This window comes from Njordella aestuarii (assembly GCF_056494165.1).
In genome coordinates this window covers 193190-208598 of record NZ_CM151397.1, presented here as the reverse complement: position 1 = coordinate 208598, position 15409 = coordinate 193190, and the positions used below count along the sequence as shown (strand labels likewise).

12 protein-coding genes are annotated in these 15409 nt (G+C 51.7%); 8 read left to right on the top strand and 4 right to left on the bottom strand.

Annotated features, from left to right (window positions below; genetic code table 11):
• Positions 1 to 340: 340 nt before the first annotated feature.
• Positions 341 to 1267 carry a ThuA domain-containing protein gene (locus tag SH451x_RS00735; protein ID WP_479360347.1) on the top strand — a complete coding sequence of 309 codons (927 nt, stop codon included), beginning with the start codon at positions 341 to 343 and terminating at the stop codon, positions 1265 to 1267.
• A gap of 24 nt (positions 1268 to 1291) precedes the next feature.
• Here the strand turns inward: SH451x_RS00735 and miaA are convergent, their stop codons facing one another.
• Together miaA and SH451x_RS00725 are read right to left on the bottom strand one after the other, a co-directional pair.
• Complete coding sequence (miaA, locus tag SH451x_RS00730) at positions 1292 to 2263, bottom strand: tRNA (adenosine(37)-N6)-dimethylallyltransferase MiaA (protein WP_479360346.1); 972 nt, start codon at positions 2261 to 2263, stop codon at positions 1292 to 1294.
• 138 nt (positions 2264 to 2401) lie between these two features.
• Positions 2402 to 3664 carry a BaiN/RdsA family NAD(P)/FAD-dependent oxidoreductase gene (locus SH451x_RS00725; RefSeq protein WP_479360345.1) on the bottom strand — a complete coding sequence of 421 codons (1263 nt, stop codon included), beginning with the start codon at positions 3662 to 3664 and terminating at the stop codon, positions 2402 to 2404.
• 132 nt (positions 3665 to 3796) lie between these two features.
• Here SH451x_RS00725 and SH451x_RS00720 point away from each other — a divergent pair, with 132 nt between their 5' ends.
• Genes SH451x_RS00720 through folP form a run of 3 tightly spaced genes read left to right on the top strand, consistent with a single transcriptional unit; the run spans position 3797 to position 7064 of the window.
• The gene (locus tag SH451x_RS00720; RefSeq protein ID WP_479360344.1) at positions 3797 to 5902 is read left to right on the top strand and encodes a thioredoxin domain-containing protein; all 2106 of its coding nucleotides are present in this window, start codon (positions 3797 to 3799) and stop codon (positions 5900 to 5902) included.
• Entirely contained in the window at positions 5899 to 6195 is a 297-nt protein-coding gene (locus SH451x_RS00715) for a hypothetical protein (protein WP_479360342.1), read from the top strand. Before SH451x_RS00720 ends, SH451x_RS00715 begins: the two co-directional genes overlap by 4 nt.
• Entirely contained in the window at positions 6192 to 7064 is an 873-nt protein-coding gene (gene folP, locus SH451x_RS00710; protein ID WP_479360340.1) for a dihydropteroate synthase, read from the top strand. The genes SH451x_RS00715 and folP overlap by 4 nt, the downstream gene beginning before the upstream one ends.
• Positions 7065 to 7087: 23 nt before the next feature.
• Here the strand turns inward: folP and SH451x_RS00705 are convergent, their stop codons facing one another.
• Positions 7088 to 7960, bottom strand: a complete 873-nt coding sequence (locus SH451x_RS00705) for a glycosyltransferase family 2 protein (RefSeq protein WP_479360339.1) — start codon at positions 7958 to 7960, stop codon at positions 7088 to 7090.
• A 358-nt stretch (positions 7961 to 8318) separates the two neighbouring features.
• On the opposite strand from SH451x_RS00705, the gene SH451x_RS00700 reads away from it, so the two are divergent.
• From SH451x_RS00700 to SH451x_RS00685, 4 genes are all read left to right on the top strand, one after another.
• A complete protein-coding gene (locus SH451x_RS00700) occupies positions 8319 to 9038 on the top strand; it encodes an ABC transporter ATP-binding protein (protein WP_479360338.1) in 720 nt (239 codons plus the stop codon).
• A complete protein-coding gene (locus SH451x_RS00695) occupies positions 9035 to 9817 on the top strand; it encodes an ABC transporter permease (RefSeq protein ID WP_479360337.1) in 783 nt (260 codons plus the stop codon). The genes SH451x_RS00700 and SH451x_RS00695 overlap by 4 nt, the downstream gene beginning before the upstream one ends.
• Positions 9818 to 10007: 190 nt before the next feature.
• Complete coding sequence (locus tag SH451x_RS00690; RefSeq protein ID WP_479360335.1) at positions 10008 to 11288, top strand: beta-ketoacyl-[acyl-carrier-protein] synthase family protein; 1281 nt, start codon at positions 10008 to 10010, stop codon at positions 11286 to 11288.
• Positions 11288 to 11698: a hypothetical protein gene (locus tag SH451x_RS00685; RefSeq protein WP_479360334.1), complete on the top strand. Its 411-nt coding sequence runs from the start codon at positions 11288 to 11290 to the stop codon at positions 11696 to 11698. The genes SH451x_RS00690 and SH451x_RS00685 overlap by 1 nt, the downstream gene beginning before the upstream one ends.
• A 74-nt stretch (positions 11699 to 11772) precedes the next feature.
• Here SH451x_RS00685 and SH451x_RS00680 read toward each other — a convergent pair whose 3' ends face one another.
• Positions 11773 to 15090, bottom strand: coding sequence for a type II secretion system protein GspD (locus SH451x_RS00680; protein WP_479362936.1), 3318 nt, complete (start codon positions 15088 to 15090; stop codon positions 11773 to 11775).
• Between the last annotated feature and the right edge of the window lie 319 nt (positions 15091 to 15409).

The window sequence follows — 15409 nt, the reverse complement described above, 5'->3', positions numbered from 1 at the left end:
AGTAGCTCATCGGGATTTTGCGGGAGACCGTATTCTGCCATGCAGACCGACCAGAAATCCATCTACTGGACACAAAATTCGCCAATTTTGATCGGTTATTTTGTAAAAACCGCTGAACGCAGTAGCAGGCTAGTAATGACTAGAACCGATGACTGGAATTCTTTGCTTCTGATGAAACTCGTAGATCGCAACATTTAACTGAATGCTTCTGCAAGAACTAAGAGCCCCAGCGAAGCGGAACCAAGAACGATACAAGATTCGTACATCGGTTTCGCACTGTAAGGCAGTTTGGATATAATGCTGGCTTGCTAGTCACTTTCCCTACTCGGAATGCCCACCTATGTATGCACGATTTGTTCTGACTTTCGTTGCTCTTGTCGCGTCGTCTTGTATCGCTTTCGCTCAAGATGACTCAACGGACTCTTCCAAACTGGTCATTATCGCTGGAAAGCCGTCCCATCCTCCGCGGATGCATGAATTTAACGCGGGCGTTCAACTGCTGCGTGACTGCCTTTCGAAGGTTGAGGGGCTCGATGTGCAGATATCACTGAACGGTTGGCCGAAAGACGAATCCGTCCTCAACGATGCCGATGCGATCGTTTTCTACATGGACGGCGGTGGCGGTCACGAAGTCGTTCAGGAAAAAGGTCGACGCTTGGAAATGATCGACAAACTTGCCAAACAAGGAGTTGGACTTGGGTTCATGCACTATGGCGTTGAAGTCCTGCCCGATCAAGCTGGTAAAGAATTCAAAAGCTGGATCGGCGGGCACTACGAACACATGTTTTCTTGCAATCCAATCTGGGAACCAACGTTCAGTCAATTCCCCGAGCATCCGATTACGAAAGGCGTCAAACCGTTTTCAATCAGCGACGAATGGTACATGAACATGCGGTTCGTCAATGACGTCGCAGGCAACGAAGCTTCGCAATTGGGCGATTTGAAGTTCACTCCGATTCTGGTCGCATCTCCATCGGACGACGTGCGCGATGGTCCCTACGTTTACCCTCCCGGTCCCTACGACCACATCGTTGCAAACTCGGGGCGAGCCGAAGCGATGATGTGGGCGGTTGAGCGACCCGACGGCGGACGTGGATTCGGGTTTACCGGCGGCCACTACCATGACAACTGGGGTAATGACGACTTCCGAAAAATCGTGCTCAACTCTTTGCTATGGATCGCTAAAGTCGACGTGCCAGAAAACGGAGTCGAGTCGACGATCACCAAAGAACAGCTAGACGCAAACCTTGATCGGAAGAGGCGGTAAAGCTACGTCAGTAACGCCTGACCGCTATTCTTGCAGACTTAGTATACGAAGCGCCGCTGTTGCAAGCGGCGCCTCACAGTCGATCTTAATACTTTGAACTTCTTGCAAGGACCGTAGCCACATTTCTTGTCGGCGAACAAATTGCCGAGTATGAAAGACGACCTGTTCGTTCATCTGAGCCTTGCTGATTTCGCCTTTGAGATATGCGATTGGTTCTTTGTAGCCAACCGCCTGAGAAGCAGTCTTGCTCAACTGGTTGTACTTCTCTAACAAGAATTCAACCTCACCCAACAAACCACGCTCGAGCATCCCGCTCACACGCTGTTCGACACGTTTGTGCAAATCACCACGTAGCCAGCTCATCGCAAACACACGTTGTTCGCGGCCTTGTGCAACGCGTTCAAACTGCGTCTGCCAGTGGCTCATTGGGATGCCGGTGGCACGCGCGACTTCCAAAGCTCGGATCATCCTCCGTTTGTCATTCGGCAGAATCTTGTGCGCCGAAAGCGGATCGACAGATCGCAGGCGATTGCGTAAGACTTCGATGCCGAACGCTTCCACATCGCCTTCGATCGCATCGCGAAACTCTTGGTCAGGTTCGGGACCGAGAAACATTCCTCGCAAGAGGCTTTTCAAATAGAGCGGCGTTCCGCCAACGAACAGGACTTGTCGACCACGTGACCTGATCTCGGCGACCTTGCGATGTGCCGCCATCACGTACTGCGAAAGGCTGTAGTCGTCGGTTGGCGCAACGACATCAATCATATGATGCTCGACAACGTTTCGCTCCTCCGATGACGGCTTAGCTGTTCCGATGTCCATGTCGCGATAAATCGCCATCGAATCCATCGAAATAATTTCCGCGTTGATTTCGCGGGCAAGATCCAGCGAGACGGCCGTCTTGCCCGATGCCGTGGGACCAGTCAAGAACCAGGCGTCTTCGACTGGCGGGACGCACCATTGCGTAAAATCAGCAAGTTTGTAGTTGGAAGTCATGGTAAACGAACGGTCGCGAAGAAATACTATGTCGTCGCATTATAGACCGAAGGCAAAACAAGGCAATTTAGGATCTTACCGCTGTTTCACTGCTCCGCTTAACCGATCGGGCGAATGATCGTTGCGACCGGTTTGCTTTCACATATGAAGGCCGGCGGTATGGCCAGTGCTCCAGGCAGCTTGAAAATTGTATCCGCCGATCGGTCCATCCAAATCAAGTATCTCGCCAGCCAAGTAAAGCCCCGATACCAGTTTGCTTTGCATCGTCTGAAAATCAACTTCCCTTAGATCAACACCACCAGCGGTCACTTCCGCTTTGGGATAGCCTCTCGTTCCTTCGACTGGGACCTGCAGTTGCTTGATTGCACTGACTAAAGCCACGATTGCCTTGTTCGAAATTTCAGCCATAGGAATAGACTCATTTAATTTGCAAACTGCCAACAGCGTATCAACGATGCGTGCCGGAAACTTCGCACCCAGATAGTTTTTTAGATGACGTGTTCTCGCTTCCTGCTTGCCGGAGGTTAGCCATTGATTCAAACTTTCGATCGATTCGTCGGGCAGCAGATCAACGTACAGGAAAGCCGTTTTGTAGTCCTGGAGATCGGAAACCCACCGCGAGACATTCATAGCAGTTGGACCACTACAGCCGAAGTGAGTCCATAAGAAGCCGCCGCGATAATCATGACGATGCCGCGCAAGCTTCTTGGGATAATCGTTGTACGGTGCAATTCGCACCGAAACATCCTCGTGCGTAATCCCTTGCAATTCTCGAAAGGTCTGAGAAGAACTGGTGATAGGCGCCAGGGCAGGGCGTCGCGCAGAAATCGCATGGCCCATCTTCTCAAGCCATGCATAGCCGTCGCCGGTCGTTCCACATTCACGGTAGCTTAATCCTCCGGTGCAGATCAGTACGCTTTGCGATCGATATACTCCGTTTTCAGTGAACACTTCAAAGCCGCCGTTTTCGCTTTGTACGACGTTTTGCACGGAAACGCCAGCCTTGATGGTAGCGCCTGCATTCGTTGCGCGAGCTAGGACGGCATCGCGAACGTCGACTGCGGAATCGCTTACGGGAAAGATTTTCCCGCCTGGTTCGCTTTTCGTTTCGACCCCCAAACTGCGAAACTCCTCGATGACTTGCTGCGGCGATAGTCGACTGAGCGGCGAGAGTAGGGCGCGGCCTTCGTGCCCGAAAGCCTGAGCAATTTCTGCACTACTACAATCGTGCGTTATGTTGCACCGAGTGCCGCCTGACATCAAAATTTTGATTCCAGGTTTGTTATTCTTTTCGAGGACGACTACGGATCGTCCGCGCCGAGCACAAGTTCCCGCTGCCCACAGGCCAGCCGCGCCACCGCCCACAATCACACAGTCAAAGTCGCTTTTATGGTTGTTCATCGTTGTATAATTCGCTTGACTGAAGGACGAAACGTTTGCCGCTTAGACGAAATTGGTCAGACCTGTTAAATTGCATGGAACGATTTTGATTCACATATTTTGACAGAGCCAGATTCTGCACTAGCCGATCCCATGCCCAATCGCCTCGCCTCGTCCACCAGCCCTTACTTGCTGCAACATCAAAATAACCCGGTAGATTGGTATCCATGGGGCAAAGAAGCTCTAACCAAGGCGATTGCCGAAGATAAGCCAATTTTTTTGTCGGTCGGCTATTCGGCTTGCCATTGGTGCCATGTTATGGAACATGAATCGTTCGAGAATCCGCAGATTGCGGACATCTTGAACGAACATTTCGTTTCCATCAAGGTGGACCGCGAACAACGTCCCGATCTCGATCAGATCTACATGCAGGTTCTACAGTGGATGACGGGCTCGGGGGGATGGCCGATGAGTGTTTTCTTGACGCCCCAAACCGAGCCGTTCTACGCTGGGACGTATTGGCCGCCGACCGACAGCATGGGGCGGCCTGGCTTCGATTCCGTGCTCAAAGCGGTTCTTGATGCGTGGAAGAACAAACGAGTCGACTTGACTAATCAAGCTGATCAAATCGTTAAGCAGCTTAATTTGTCGGTCGTAGAAAACGCCGCTGGAAAGGTGAGTGCAGATCGTGCATTCGATGCCGATACTGCGCGAGAAATTTTAGCTGCCGCCGACCAGATGCTTAACGAAGTCTACGATGCAGAATTCGGTGGCTTTGGAAACGCGCCCAAGTTCCCGCACGCGACCGATCTTGCACTACTGCTGCGATTTGAACAGCGGATGCCCTCGAGTGCACGTGAGCAGATCATCAAGAACTCGCTTGACAGAATGGCTGACGGAGGGATTTTCGATCACTTGGGAGGTGGCTTTGCTCGTTATAGCGTCGATAGACATTGGCTTGTGCCTCATTTTGAAAAGATGCTGTACGATAATGCTCTGCTTGCCGGTCTTTATGTCGACGCATTCCGTTGGAGCAAGAGCGAACGCTATAAAGAAGTTGCCTTAGAAACGCTGGACTATATTCTGCGCGACATGACCGATTCGTCGGGTGGATTTTATAGCGCACAAGACGCAGACAGTGAAGGAGTTGAAGGCAAGTATTACGTTTGGTCGCGAAATGAAATCGATCAACTTCTGTCACCCGAAGACGCGAAGGTATTTGCGCTTTGTTTTGACGTATCGGCAGATGGTAATTTCGAAGGCAAAAACATTCTACACCTTGCCAAACCATTCCAAACACTTACGCAAGAGCTAGGTCTCGAGCTAAAATCGTTGCGCGAGATACTCGACCGAAGTAAGAAAACACTCCTTGCGCACAGATACAAACGAGTGGCTCCGGGAAAAGATGATAAAATTCTTGTCGCTTGGAACGCATTAGTGATCGAAGCACTTTGCCGGGCAAGCGTTGCATTTGACACGCCTGAGTACTTGCAGGCAGCTCGACAGTGCGCCGATTTTATTGAGTCTGAAATGCTTGACTCGAACGGCGATTTGCTTCACGTGTGGAGGCAGGGCAAAGCTGAAATCGGCGCGTTTTTGGACGACTATGCAGCTCTTTGCAATGGCTTAATCTCGCTTTGGGAATGCTCTGGTGACTACGGATACCTACAACGGGCTGTGGATTTTGCACGGAAGCTCTGTGAAAAATTCGCGGCTGAAGCGGGCGGTTTTTACTTTACGTCAATCGACGCAGAGAAGCTTATCGCGCGCACGTTAGACCATTTCGACGGCAGCACGCCCAGCGGAAATGCACTGGCAGCAACCGCACTGACTCGGCTATGGTGGTGGACCGGGAACGAAGATTTCCGAAGATCGGCAGAAGGCGTTTTCGGTGCACTCGCTAAACGTTTGCAAGAAAATCCGGGCGCTGGAAACCAAACTGCAATCGCCATGGACCACTGGCTAGGTCCCGTCTCGCAGTGGACGGTAAATTCGAATTCAAGCGAACAACTTGATCTGTTGCGGCGCCGTTTCTTTGACGAATACCGTTCCAACATGATACTGGCAGCCATCGAACCACAACCAAGCGAACGCCGGGCCGAACTTCATCCGGTCTTTGAACACGAGGGATCGTCAAGCGACGACGAGTGTGTTCTCTATGTTTGCGAAGGCTTTACCTGCCAACGGCCAATTCAGGGCTTGGATGAGATTGAACAATTTATAGCGTCAAATACGCGACCAAGGACGACCAAATTATGAGCGATCCAATACCGAGCCAGGGCTCAAGAACAAATAGCCCGTTGCCACATCGCCCTAAACAAGAAGACGCCTTTGATCGCTTTGTACGATCGAAAGCTTTGATCCTGGCAATCCAATTCCTGGTCACTGGATTTTTGGGACTGCCATTGATTTGGTTTAGTTCTAGTTTTACTCGATCTGAAAAATGGACATGGTCAATCATCGTGACGGTCTACACTTTGATTCTCATTGGAATTGCTGCGTTCTCCGTATACTTCATGCTCCGCACCTTTAAAGAGACGGGGATCCTATGACAAACGGAATTCCGGAAACTTCCAGCGTTTGGCAGATTCGGAACCGTACGCTCACGTTCGGACCGACTCCGCTGTTAATGGGGATACTAAATGTTACACCCGATAGCTTTTCTGATGGCGGAATCTATTTTTCGAATCAACTGGCGGTAGATCAGGCTCTGCGGCTTGAAGATGCGGGTGCTGACATTTTAGACATCGGAGGCGAAAGCACTCGTCCCTACGCTACAGCAGTAAACTCAGACGAAGAACTTCAACGCATTGCACCAGTGCTTGAAAAACTGGTTGGGCGGTTAACCATTCCGATCTCGATCGATACGATGAAGGCTAGGGTTGCAAGCTCCGCGATTCAACTGGGTGCAGCAATCATCAACGATGTTTCAGGCCTGGAAGCAGATCCTGAGATGATCGATGTTGCCAAGGCTAGCCAAGCTGGTATTTGCGCGATGCATATGCAAGGCACGCCTCAGACGATGCAAGATTCCCCCCACTATGACAACGTGGTTGAAGAAATTCACGAGTATCTGGCCGCCAGAGATAGATTCCTAGTAGATTCTGGTATTGAAGCGGCTCGTATTTGCCTCGACCCGGGCATTGGATTCGGCAAGACCCATGAACATAACATCGAATTGGTCAAGCGAGTCGCCTGTTTCCATAGCATAGGCCGACCGATATTGGTTGGGCACTCCCGCAAAGGCTTCATTGCGAAAATTTTAGATGATCGAAGCGCGGACCGTGATCCAGGAACGCTGGGAGTTTCGCTGGCGCTCGCCCGCTCAAAGGTCCAGATTCTACGAGTCCACAATATTGCCCTAACGCGACAAGCGTTAAAGCTCTTTCACGAGTGCGGCGGGCTTGACGATTCCCACTGAACAGCAATTGAGAGCAGGGAAGGTTACGACTTGCTAGAGAATCGATAGCGGAAGATACAGAACAAGGTGCTGAGCAAATCGCGCCAGCCAATTTTCTTACCTTCGCTCCAAGATCGCGGACGATACGAAATGGGAACTTCGGCGATGTCAACCTTTCTCGCAGACAGTTTCGCTGTGATTTCTGGCTCGAACCCAAACCTGCGTTGTTCGATTTTCATCGACTGCAGGAGTTCGCGGCGGAATGCTTTGTAGCATGTTTCCATGTCCGTCAGTCGCTGGCCGGTGCATAAATTGCTAAAGCCAGTCAGCGCGGCATTACCGATTTTATGAATCCAGCTCGAATCTGTATGCTTGGAATTGTCTAGATACCGCGAGCCATAAACAACATCGTGCAGTCCTGCTTGAATTGGAGCAATGACTGCAGGAATGTCTGTTGGGTTGTATTCTAAGTCGGCATCTTGAACTATTACGATCGCGCCGCGACATCGCATGAAACCGGTTTGTAGAGCGGCACCTTTGCCCGAATTTTTTTCGTGCAGGACGACGGTCAGCTCGCTTCGTCGGCGTGCAAGTTCCAAGAGCAGATCGCGAGTACCGTCGGAACTGCCGTCGTCGACGACGATTATTTCTTTGTCGATATCCAATGCTCCAACAGCATCGATCACTAGAGCGATGGTGCGAAGCTCGTTGTAAACTGGAATGACAATCGATAGTTCCGGGAAGGTCAGTGACGATTGCTCGGACAATTGCCCACAGTCTCCCAGCAAACGCTCGACGGCTTGAAAACGCTCTTCAACATTGGCGGCTAGAACGTTAGAAACAGGTAGTCGCAAGTCTTGATGTTCGCTTATCACCGGCTGTTGGGAGGTAAGCAGTGGCTGTTTATCTTGACTCATTAGTACGATTTTGACGAAGGAATTATCATCGACGAGGCGTGGGCTTGTCGTAGAATTCGACGCTTGTAGCCCGAATGCTATATCAATTCGCTCAAAGAGACGGTCACTTCGAAGATGCTGGATTTATCGATAAAACGCATTCGAAGTTGCCTTGAACATCGATCAGCCGCAAAAATCCTGTGATTTTACGAAAGCCGAAAGGCGAGAAATAATTATCACACGCTACGTTCCGTCATAAAAACCGCTTGCATCAAGGAACACTGCCATCGGGGCAAAAGCTTCATTCGTTGAAACCAATCCTGCGCTGGGAATCGACTGCAAAGATGTCACCGTAGCGTTTCCAGGAGCAGGCGGTCAATTGCTTCGTGTTCTGGACGGGCTGAACTTAGAGATTGTGGGCAGCCAGATCATCACGTTGCTTGGTCAAAGCGGTTGTGGAAAGAGTACGCTCCTGCGAGCTATCGCCGGGCTTCAAGAACTGTCGCACGGATCCGTTTTGCTGAACGGCGATCCGGCGACGCAATCGCGTGAAGCGATCGGATTCGTATTTCAAGAGGCAGCCTTGCTTGACTGGCGAACGGTCTGGGACAACGTTCGGCTGCCGCTCGAGTTTCACCGAGATGCCCTGTCAGACACGCAGGCTAGTAATGAAATCGTCCTCGGTTTGTTGAAAGCCGTTTCGCTTCCTGAAGATAGCTTCACGAAATTTCCGGACCAGCTTTCCGGCGGTATGAAGATGCGTGTCGCTATTGCGCGTTCGCTTGTTCGCAATCCGAAATATTTGCTGTTGGACGAACCGTTTGCCGCGCTCGATGACATTCTCCGAAATCAGCTAAACCTGTTGTTAGTCAATTTGTGGGAGGAGCGCCAACCGACTGTTGTATTTGTAACGCACAATATATCGGAAGCGATCTTCATTTCGCATCAGATTGCCATTATGCATGGCGGAAAGATCTGCGACATGATCGACATACCAGGGCCACTCCCTCGAGACGGCAGCTTTCGGTCGTCGCCTGAATTTGCGCAGTTGTATGGTCAAGTCAGTCAAGCTTTAGAGCGGCTTTCGAGAACCTTATGAAAAAGTTAGTATCGATAGCGAAACAATCGCTTGCACCAGCACTGGTGTTCGCTGCAATCATCTTACTCTGGGAGCTTGCCGTGTATGCTTTCAGCTTGCCTAAGATTCTATTGCCCACCCCCACGGTGGTCATGAACGCGGCTTGGGAGCAACGTCTGGCGTTAGGGCGAGGCATGTTTGTAACGGGTTCGGCCGCTCTGGTCGCATTGGTTTGTTGTGGACTAGTTGGGTTGCTCGTGGCGGTCGCATTTAGCCAATCGGCTTGGATTCGACGAGCGTTTTTTCCTTACGTGGTGTTTCTTCAGACGGTACCGATCGTGGCCATCGCACCTTTGTTGATCATTTGGTCAGGAAGCAATTTTCGGACGATAGTGTTAGTCGCGATGATCATCGGATTGTTTCCCGTCGTGTCAAACACTACCAACGCGCTGCTGGTGGTCCCGAAGCCGATTCTGGAGATGTTTCGCGTCAATAACGCTTCCGTGTGGCAAGTGCTTTGCAAGTTGCGACTGCCGTTTGCGATTCCAGCTTGGTCGCTCGGCTTGCGTATCAGCAGTGGGTTGGTTGTCATCGGAGCGATTGTCGGAGAGTTCTTTGTAGGTAACAGCGGCAATTACGATGGGCTTGGAACCTTAATCACCCATTGGCAGGCGCGGCAATTTACGGCTGGTTTGATAGCGGCCGTCGCAGCCACAACGGTGCTAGGACTGTTCTTTTTTGGACTGACTAAAGTTTTGAGCAACGTACTATTGCGGCGTTGGACACGGGGACGACTTTAGTGGGGGAAGCAGATAGCTCGTGTTTTCCTGCGATTTTGCGCAAATTGCTGCTTTCCGTTTGTTCCTTTTGTAATTCTGCCGTCCTGCTAAAATGAGCGGTTCGTATCGGTTCGCGCATGGCGCAGAGCTGCAGGTTGGTTCGTATTGTTTTTCCGCGTCGATTGATGACGCAAGGTTTGGAGAACGCTCAATGGCTCGTCGAGTTGTCGTCACAGGATTAGGGATGACTAACCCGTTAGGACACGATCCGGAAACGGTTTGGAAGGCCGTCATCGAGGGCCGCAGTGGCGTTGGACCAATCACGATTTTTGATGCAGCGAACTATCCGACGACGATTGCTTCGGAAGTCAAAGATTATTCGGTTGCAAAATATGGCTTGGATGAAAAAGAATGGGAACGACGTGGCCGTCACACTCGATTCGCGATAGGAGCAGCCATCCAAGCTGTAAAATCGTCTGGGATCCAGGATGCCAAGATCGATCCGCGCCGCGTCGGCGTTTATATGGGAGCTGGTGAAGGCAACCAAGACTTCCAAAACTTTACGACCATGATGGCCGCAGCCACGCGCGGAGAGACTTTTGAGCTCGCAGAGTTTTTAAAATGTGGCCTTAAAGTCTTGGACGCCGAAGCAGAGCTTGAACAGGAGCCGAATATGCCTGCGGCGCACATTGCAGCCTACTTCGATGCCCAGGGGCCCAATGCGAATTGCTTGACAGCGTGTGCGGCGAGTTCACAGGCTGTCGGTGAAGCGACCGAACTTATTCGCAATAATTACGCTGATGTGATGATTGCTGGCGGTGCACACAGCATGATCCATCCGTTTGGGCTGACAGGGTTTTCATTGCTGACCACTTTGTCGACTCGCAACGATGATCCGACAAAAGCTTCGCGGCCGTTCGATTACGCTCGCGACGGATTTGTGCTGGGCGAAGGCGCTGGCATTGTGATTCTAGAAGAGTACGAATCTGCGAAGAAACGCGGCGCAGCAATTTATGGCGAAGTTCTTGGTTATGGCTCGACTGCCGATGCTTATCGCATTACAGACATCCATCCCGAAGGTCGCGGTGCTATCGGTTGCATGCGTCAAGCGATCGAGGATGCAAAGTTGAACATCGCAGACATCGGATACGTCAATGCACATGGGACTAGCACCACTGTCAACGACCGCACCGAAACGATGGCGTGCAAATCGGTCTTTGGCGATCTCGCGATGAAGATTCCTGTATCCAGCACCAAGAGCATGATGGGGCATCTGATTGCTGCGGCAGGCGTGACAGAAATGATCATGTGCCTGCTTGCAATTCGTGATTCGGTGTTGCCTCCGACCATTAACCTAGAAAATCCCGACCCGGCTTGCGATTTGGATTATATCCCCAATCATGCTCGTGAAGCCAAGATCAGTGCGGCGTTGAACAACAGCTTTGGATTCGGCGGTCAGAACGTAACCTTAGCTGTCGGGGCGTTGCGCTAATGAGCAACAGCCCGATTCCAGACGCAGTCTTGGTCGCTTACTTGGATGAATCCCTACCAGCCGACCAGCTTACACAAGTCGAACTTCGACTGCGCGATGACGATGAGCTGCGAAATCGCTTGCGGTTAATCTTGGACAGCGAGAATCGCGGTGTCCACACTTTGTCCGCAATCTGGCGACGCGGCCGAGTCAGTTGCCCCAGCCGCGAGCTCCTTGGCAGTTATTTGCTCGGCGTATTAGATCAGCCAGAGTTTGACTATATCACGTTCCACTTGGAAACGATCCAGTGCCAGTATTGTCAAAGCTCGATAGCGGACTTGCGTTCGGAAGAAGAGGCTAACCATCCTGTCACGCAGCAGCGGCGATCGAGATATTTCGAAAGCAGTGCTGGTCGTCGCCGGAAGGATTAAATGCAAACAGGCCCGCAACTTTTCAGTTACGGGCCTGCGCATGTTTAGTTCTCACAAAAACCAAAGTCTCTGCGTTACGGGAGCACCGCTCCGCCTAGCACGCGTTCTTCCTCTTCTTCCGGAATGATAATTCGCGGAGTAACCGTCATCATCAGCGTTCGGGCTTCACGTCCGATCGCAAGGTTGCTGAATAGGCGGTTGATATAAGGAATCTTGCTGAGCATCGGCACACCGCGTTCCGTACGACCTTCTGACAGACGCTTGATACCACCTAAGAGAATGGTACCACCATCTGGCACAGTCACAGTCGTATTGATCGAAGTGATCCCCACCGTTGGCAACTGCACAGTCGAACCGACGGTTCGTCGTTGCTGGTTGTTGTTATCAGGCAGTGGATCGCCGTTCGGACCGGTTACAACTTCACCGCTATCGGTCGAGTTCTCTCCAGTAAACGTAAAGGTTCGATCACGGTCGGTGATGTTCGTGAAGGATGGCGACAAAGTCATCCGCACGAAACGCTTATCAGCCGTAACAACTGACTGTACACCGAGCTGGGTGCCATCGTTCAAGATCACGATGATCGGTTGTTGAGCGACAGCAAAGTCACCCACGATCGGTTGCAATCCAACCACAAACGGTACTTGAGCACCATCGAAGATGTTAGCAAACTGACCATCGAACATCGTCAGCTTTGGAGCTTGCATCACATTCGTTCGCGAATCCCCTTGGGCTGCGTTCAAGAAGAAGAACAGCTCAAGGTCGCTCAAGATTGCAAAGCCCAGCTGTGCACCGGCCGTTGGGGAAAAGTTTCCGAACGGTGGGACAGCAGATCCAAATCCATCTTGGCGGAACTGAACATCCAAGTCAGTCGTTGGACGAATAATGCCGTCAGACCCAACGCCGGCACTCAAACCAAACGACGTCGATGGTCCGCTGTCGTCGCGAGGAAGTCCTGGAGCAGTGCCGGCGTTGTCATCGATGTTGAAGTCGAAGTCGACACCCATTCGCTCGAAGAAGTTATCGCTCAGCGTGATAAATCGAATCTCGATGGTCACCTGCAAGTTTTGAAGTGCACGAAGCTGCTTTAGTAAAGCTGTGATCTGTTCGTGCGTCTCAAGTGGTGCGTTGATGATCAACGAAAGGTTCGAAGGGAACTGAGTGATTGTGTCTTCGCCCGTATCCCAGTCGCCTGGAATCGTGGTTTGGATCAAATCGATCAGCGTCGTAAAGTCCGCGTTAGCTCCACCACCAGCACCGCCGTTACCCGTATTCATTGGGTTACCGAAAGCACCTGCAGGAGAACCAGGAAGCGGACTTCCCATGCTGCCCATGCCGTTGGCTCCGAATCCTTGCGGCATTGCTTGACCGAGGGCAGGGCTATTTGGATTCAATGCGCTAGCTCCCGCATTTCTCGCTAATTGCGATACGCTTGAGAACTGGCCCGGTGTCTGTGCGATCAACCCACCAACTTGCGTTTGATAAGCTGCTTGCAGTGCTCCGGCGAAACCATTAGAGGCTGTATTTACAAAGTTAGGGATCGGGATCACCAAATCGGCTACCGGATAAGGTACAGCCCGTCGCTCACGAGTGATCGTGCTGCGGCTAGTGATCTTTAAGACTTCGTCCTTGACAACATACGTCAAACCGAGTGGCTCGAGAAGCAAGTTCAGAGCACTCTTGAGCGATACGGAGTTCCCGTTTAGCTCAAGCGACACTGGTTGTTCCGGAGTCAGGCCTTCTGCAGCCATGCCCAGTGGATCAATGATGATCGGAATACCGGTCATTTGGCTGATCGTATCAACAGCGTAGCCTAAGGGCCGTGCTTGAAAGCTAACCGAAACTGCTTCGGTGAGCTTCTGACGAATCATCCGCTCCGAAGGTGTCATCTCAAGCGGTTCATCGCGCAAACGTCGACGCGAAAGCTCGTCCCAGTTCGCTGGCATGCTGTAGGGTTCGTCAGGGTTTTGCATAATCATGGCTCGTTCGGTCGCTGCCATGGCGTCCAAACGTGCATCTGACTTCATTTCCTGAAGCATTTCGTTTTCGTAATTGCGACGTGCAATTCTCGCCTTGGTCACCATCACAACACCGATTTCAGTGTCGGGATTAAGTTCGCTGACCTTCTTAGCAACAATCTCAGCCTCTTCGAAACGTCGTGCTGCGGTCAGTTCATTGAACTGGTCGACCAAACGTTGAGTGTCAGCGCCAAGTTTCGCTTGCAGAGCAGCATCCGCAATCAACTTATCTTCAACTGCGGTGTTTCGTTCTTGTTGATTGATGGCAGCTTTGTTTTGTTCAACATAAGCTTCCACGTTATTGATAACGCGGTCGACCATCGCTAGATATTCTTTGCGAGCAGCGCCTTCGACAGCCGACTGGCTAACCCGTTGACGCAATAGCCGCAGACGATCGAGTGCTGCAAGCGGTTGGTCGTTGACCATTCGCTCGGATTCTGCGATTTCTGTGGTGACTTCGCGGAACGTTTTCTGACGAAGCAAGGCTTGTTCTTGAGACACCGCTTGCATGCCTGGTGGCATTTCTTTCGGTGTCACGGGCTCAAGCGCATTGGCTTGCGTCAGGTTCGTAAGCTTGTCCTTCAGCTGTCCCCGCACGAGGGGATCCATTTCAGCTTCTTTTTTCCAGGCAGCTGAAAACAACTCAAGGGCACGTGATTTGTTCTGAGCAGTCAAAGCATCGACGCCTTGACGATACAGTTCTTCACCCGTCAGCCCCGTTTCCGAACCAGCATCGACGGGAGGTCGACCAACTTGCAAAGCGCCAGCAGGCTGGACTTGCGAGTTATCGGTTTTAGGCTGGAATACACTAGGCTGTACGAGGTTTGCATCAGCCGCGTTGACTCCACCCGCAGGTTGGACTGCGTTTTGGGCCATGTTTGGATTTCGCTGCATTTCTGCTCGCGCTAGATCCATGGCGACTTGCCAAGGCCGCAACTGATTGGGTGCGTAAGCCGATTCAGGCACTCGCAATGAGTTTGCTTGATCGATCAAACTACGAGCGGTTGTCAACTCACCACGTGTAACTGCGAGCTTGGCTTCTGCAGCCAACGCAACAGCGCGGTCACGCAACGGGTTCGGAGGCAACAGTTGCCCAGCGTCTGCAGTGGAACCTGGCATTAATTGCGGTGCAGCAACAGGTTTCCCAGCTGGAGCACTCGGCTGCAACGCTGCGTTCGAGGCTGGCGGTACGGCCAACGTCGGAGCAGGATTGGATTGATTTTGCGGCACCGCCAATGTCGGAGGCACTTGTAATTGTGCCGAGGCGGTTTGGCAGTTCGTTGCGACTAGGGTCACCGCTGCAACGCTAAAAAAGGTCGGCGATGCGGCCGCGGCAATTGCCGACAGGAGTCGCAAGCTGCCCAACGGATTTCTCACTTTCAACGCGACACTCCTTTTCGCGATTGGTGTGGAAACAACGCCCGAAAGGACGTTGTCAAAATTACATCAGTCTTTGTGAAAAACTAAGCTGCAACACTTGCAGTACATCACATCCATTAACGCCACCGTCCGTGGTAGCGCCATCGATCCAGTGTAACCACCTTCATTCCCCGAAATCGATCCGCAAAACGGAACCCGAAATCCAGTCGACGAAATGCAAACGTGCGAACACAATTTGCCCAGGTACAACTACATTTGTTGCTAGCAACGTACGGAATAGCCGTATGTTCGAAGTGGTGTCAATGGCAACAGCAGC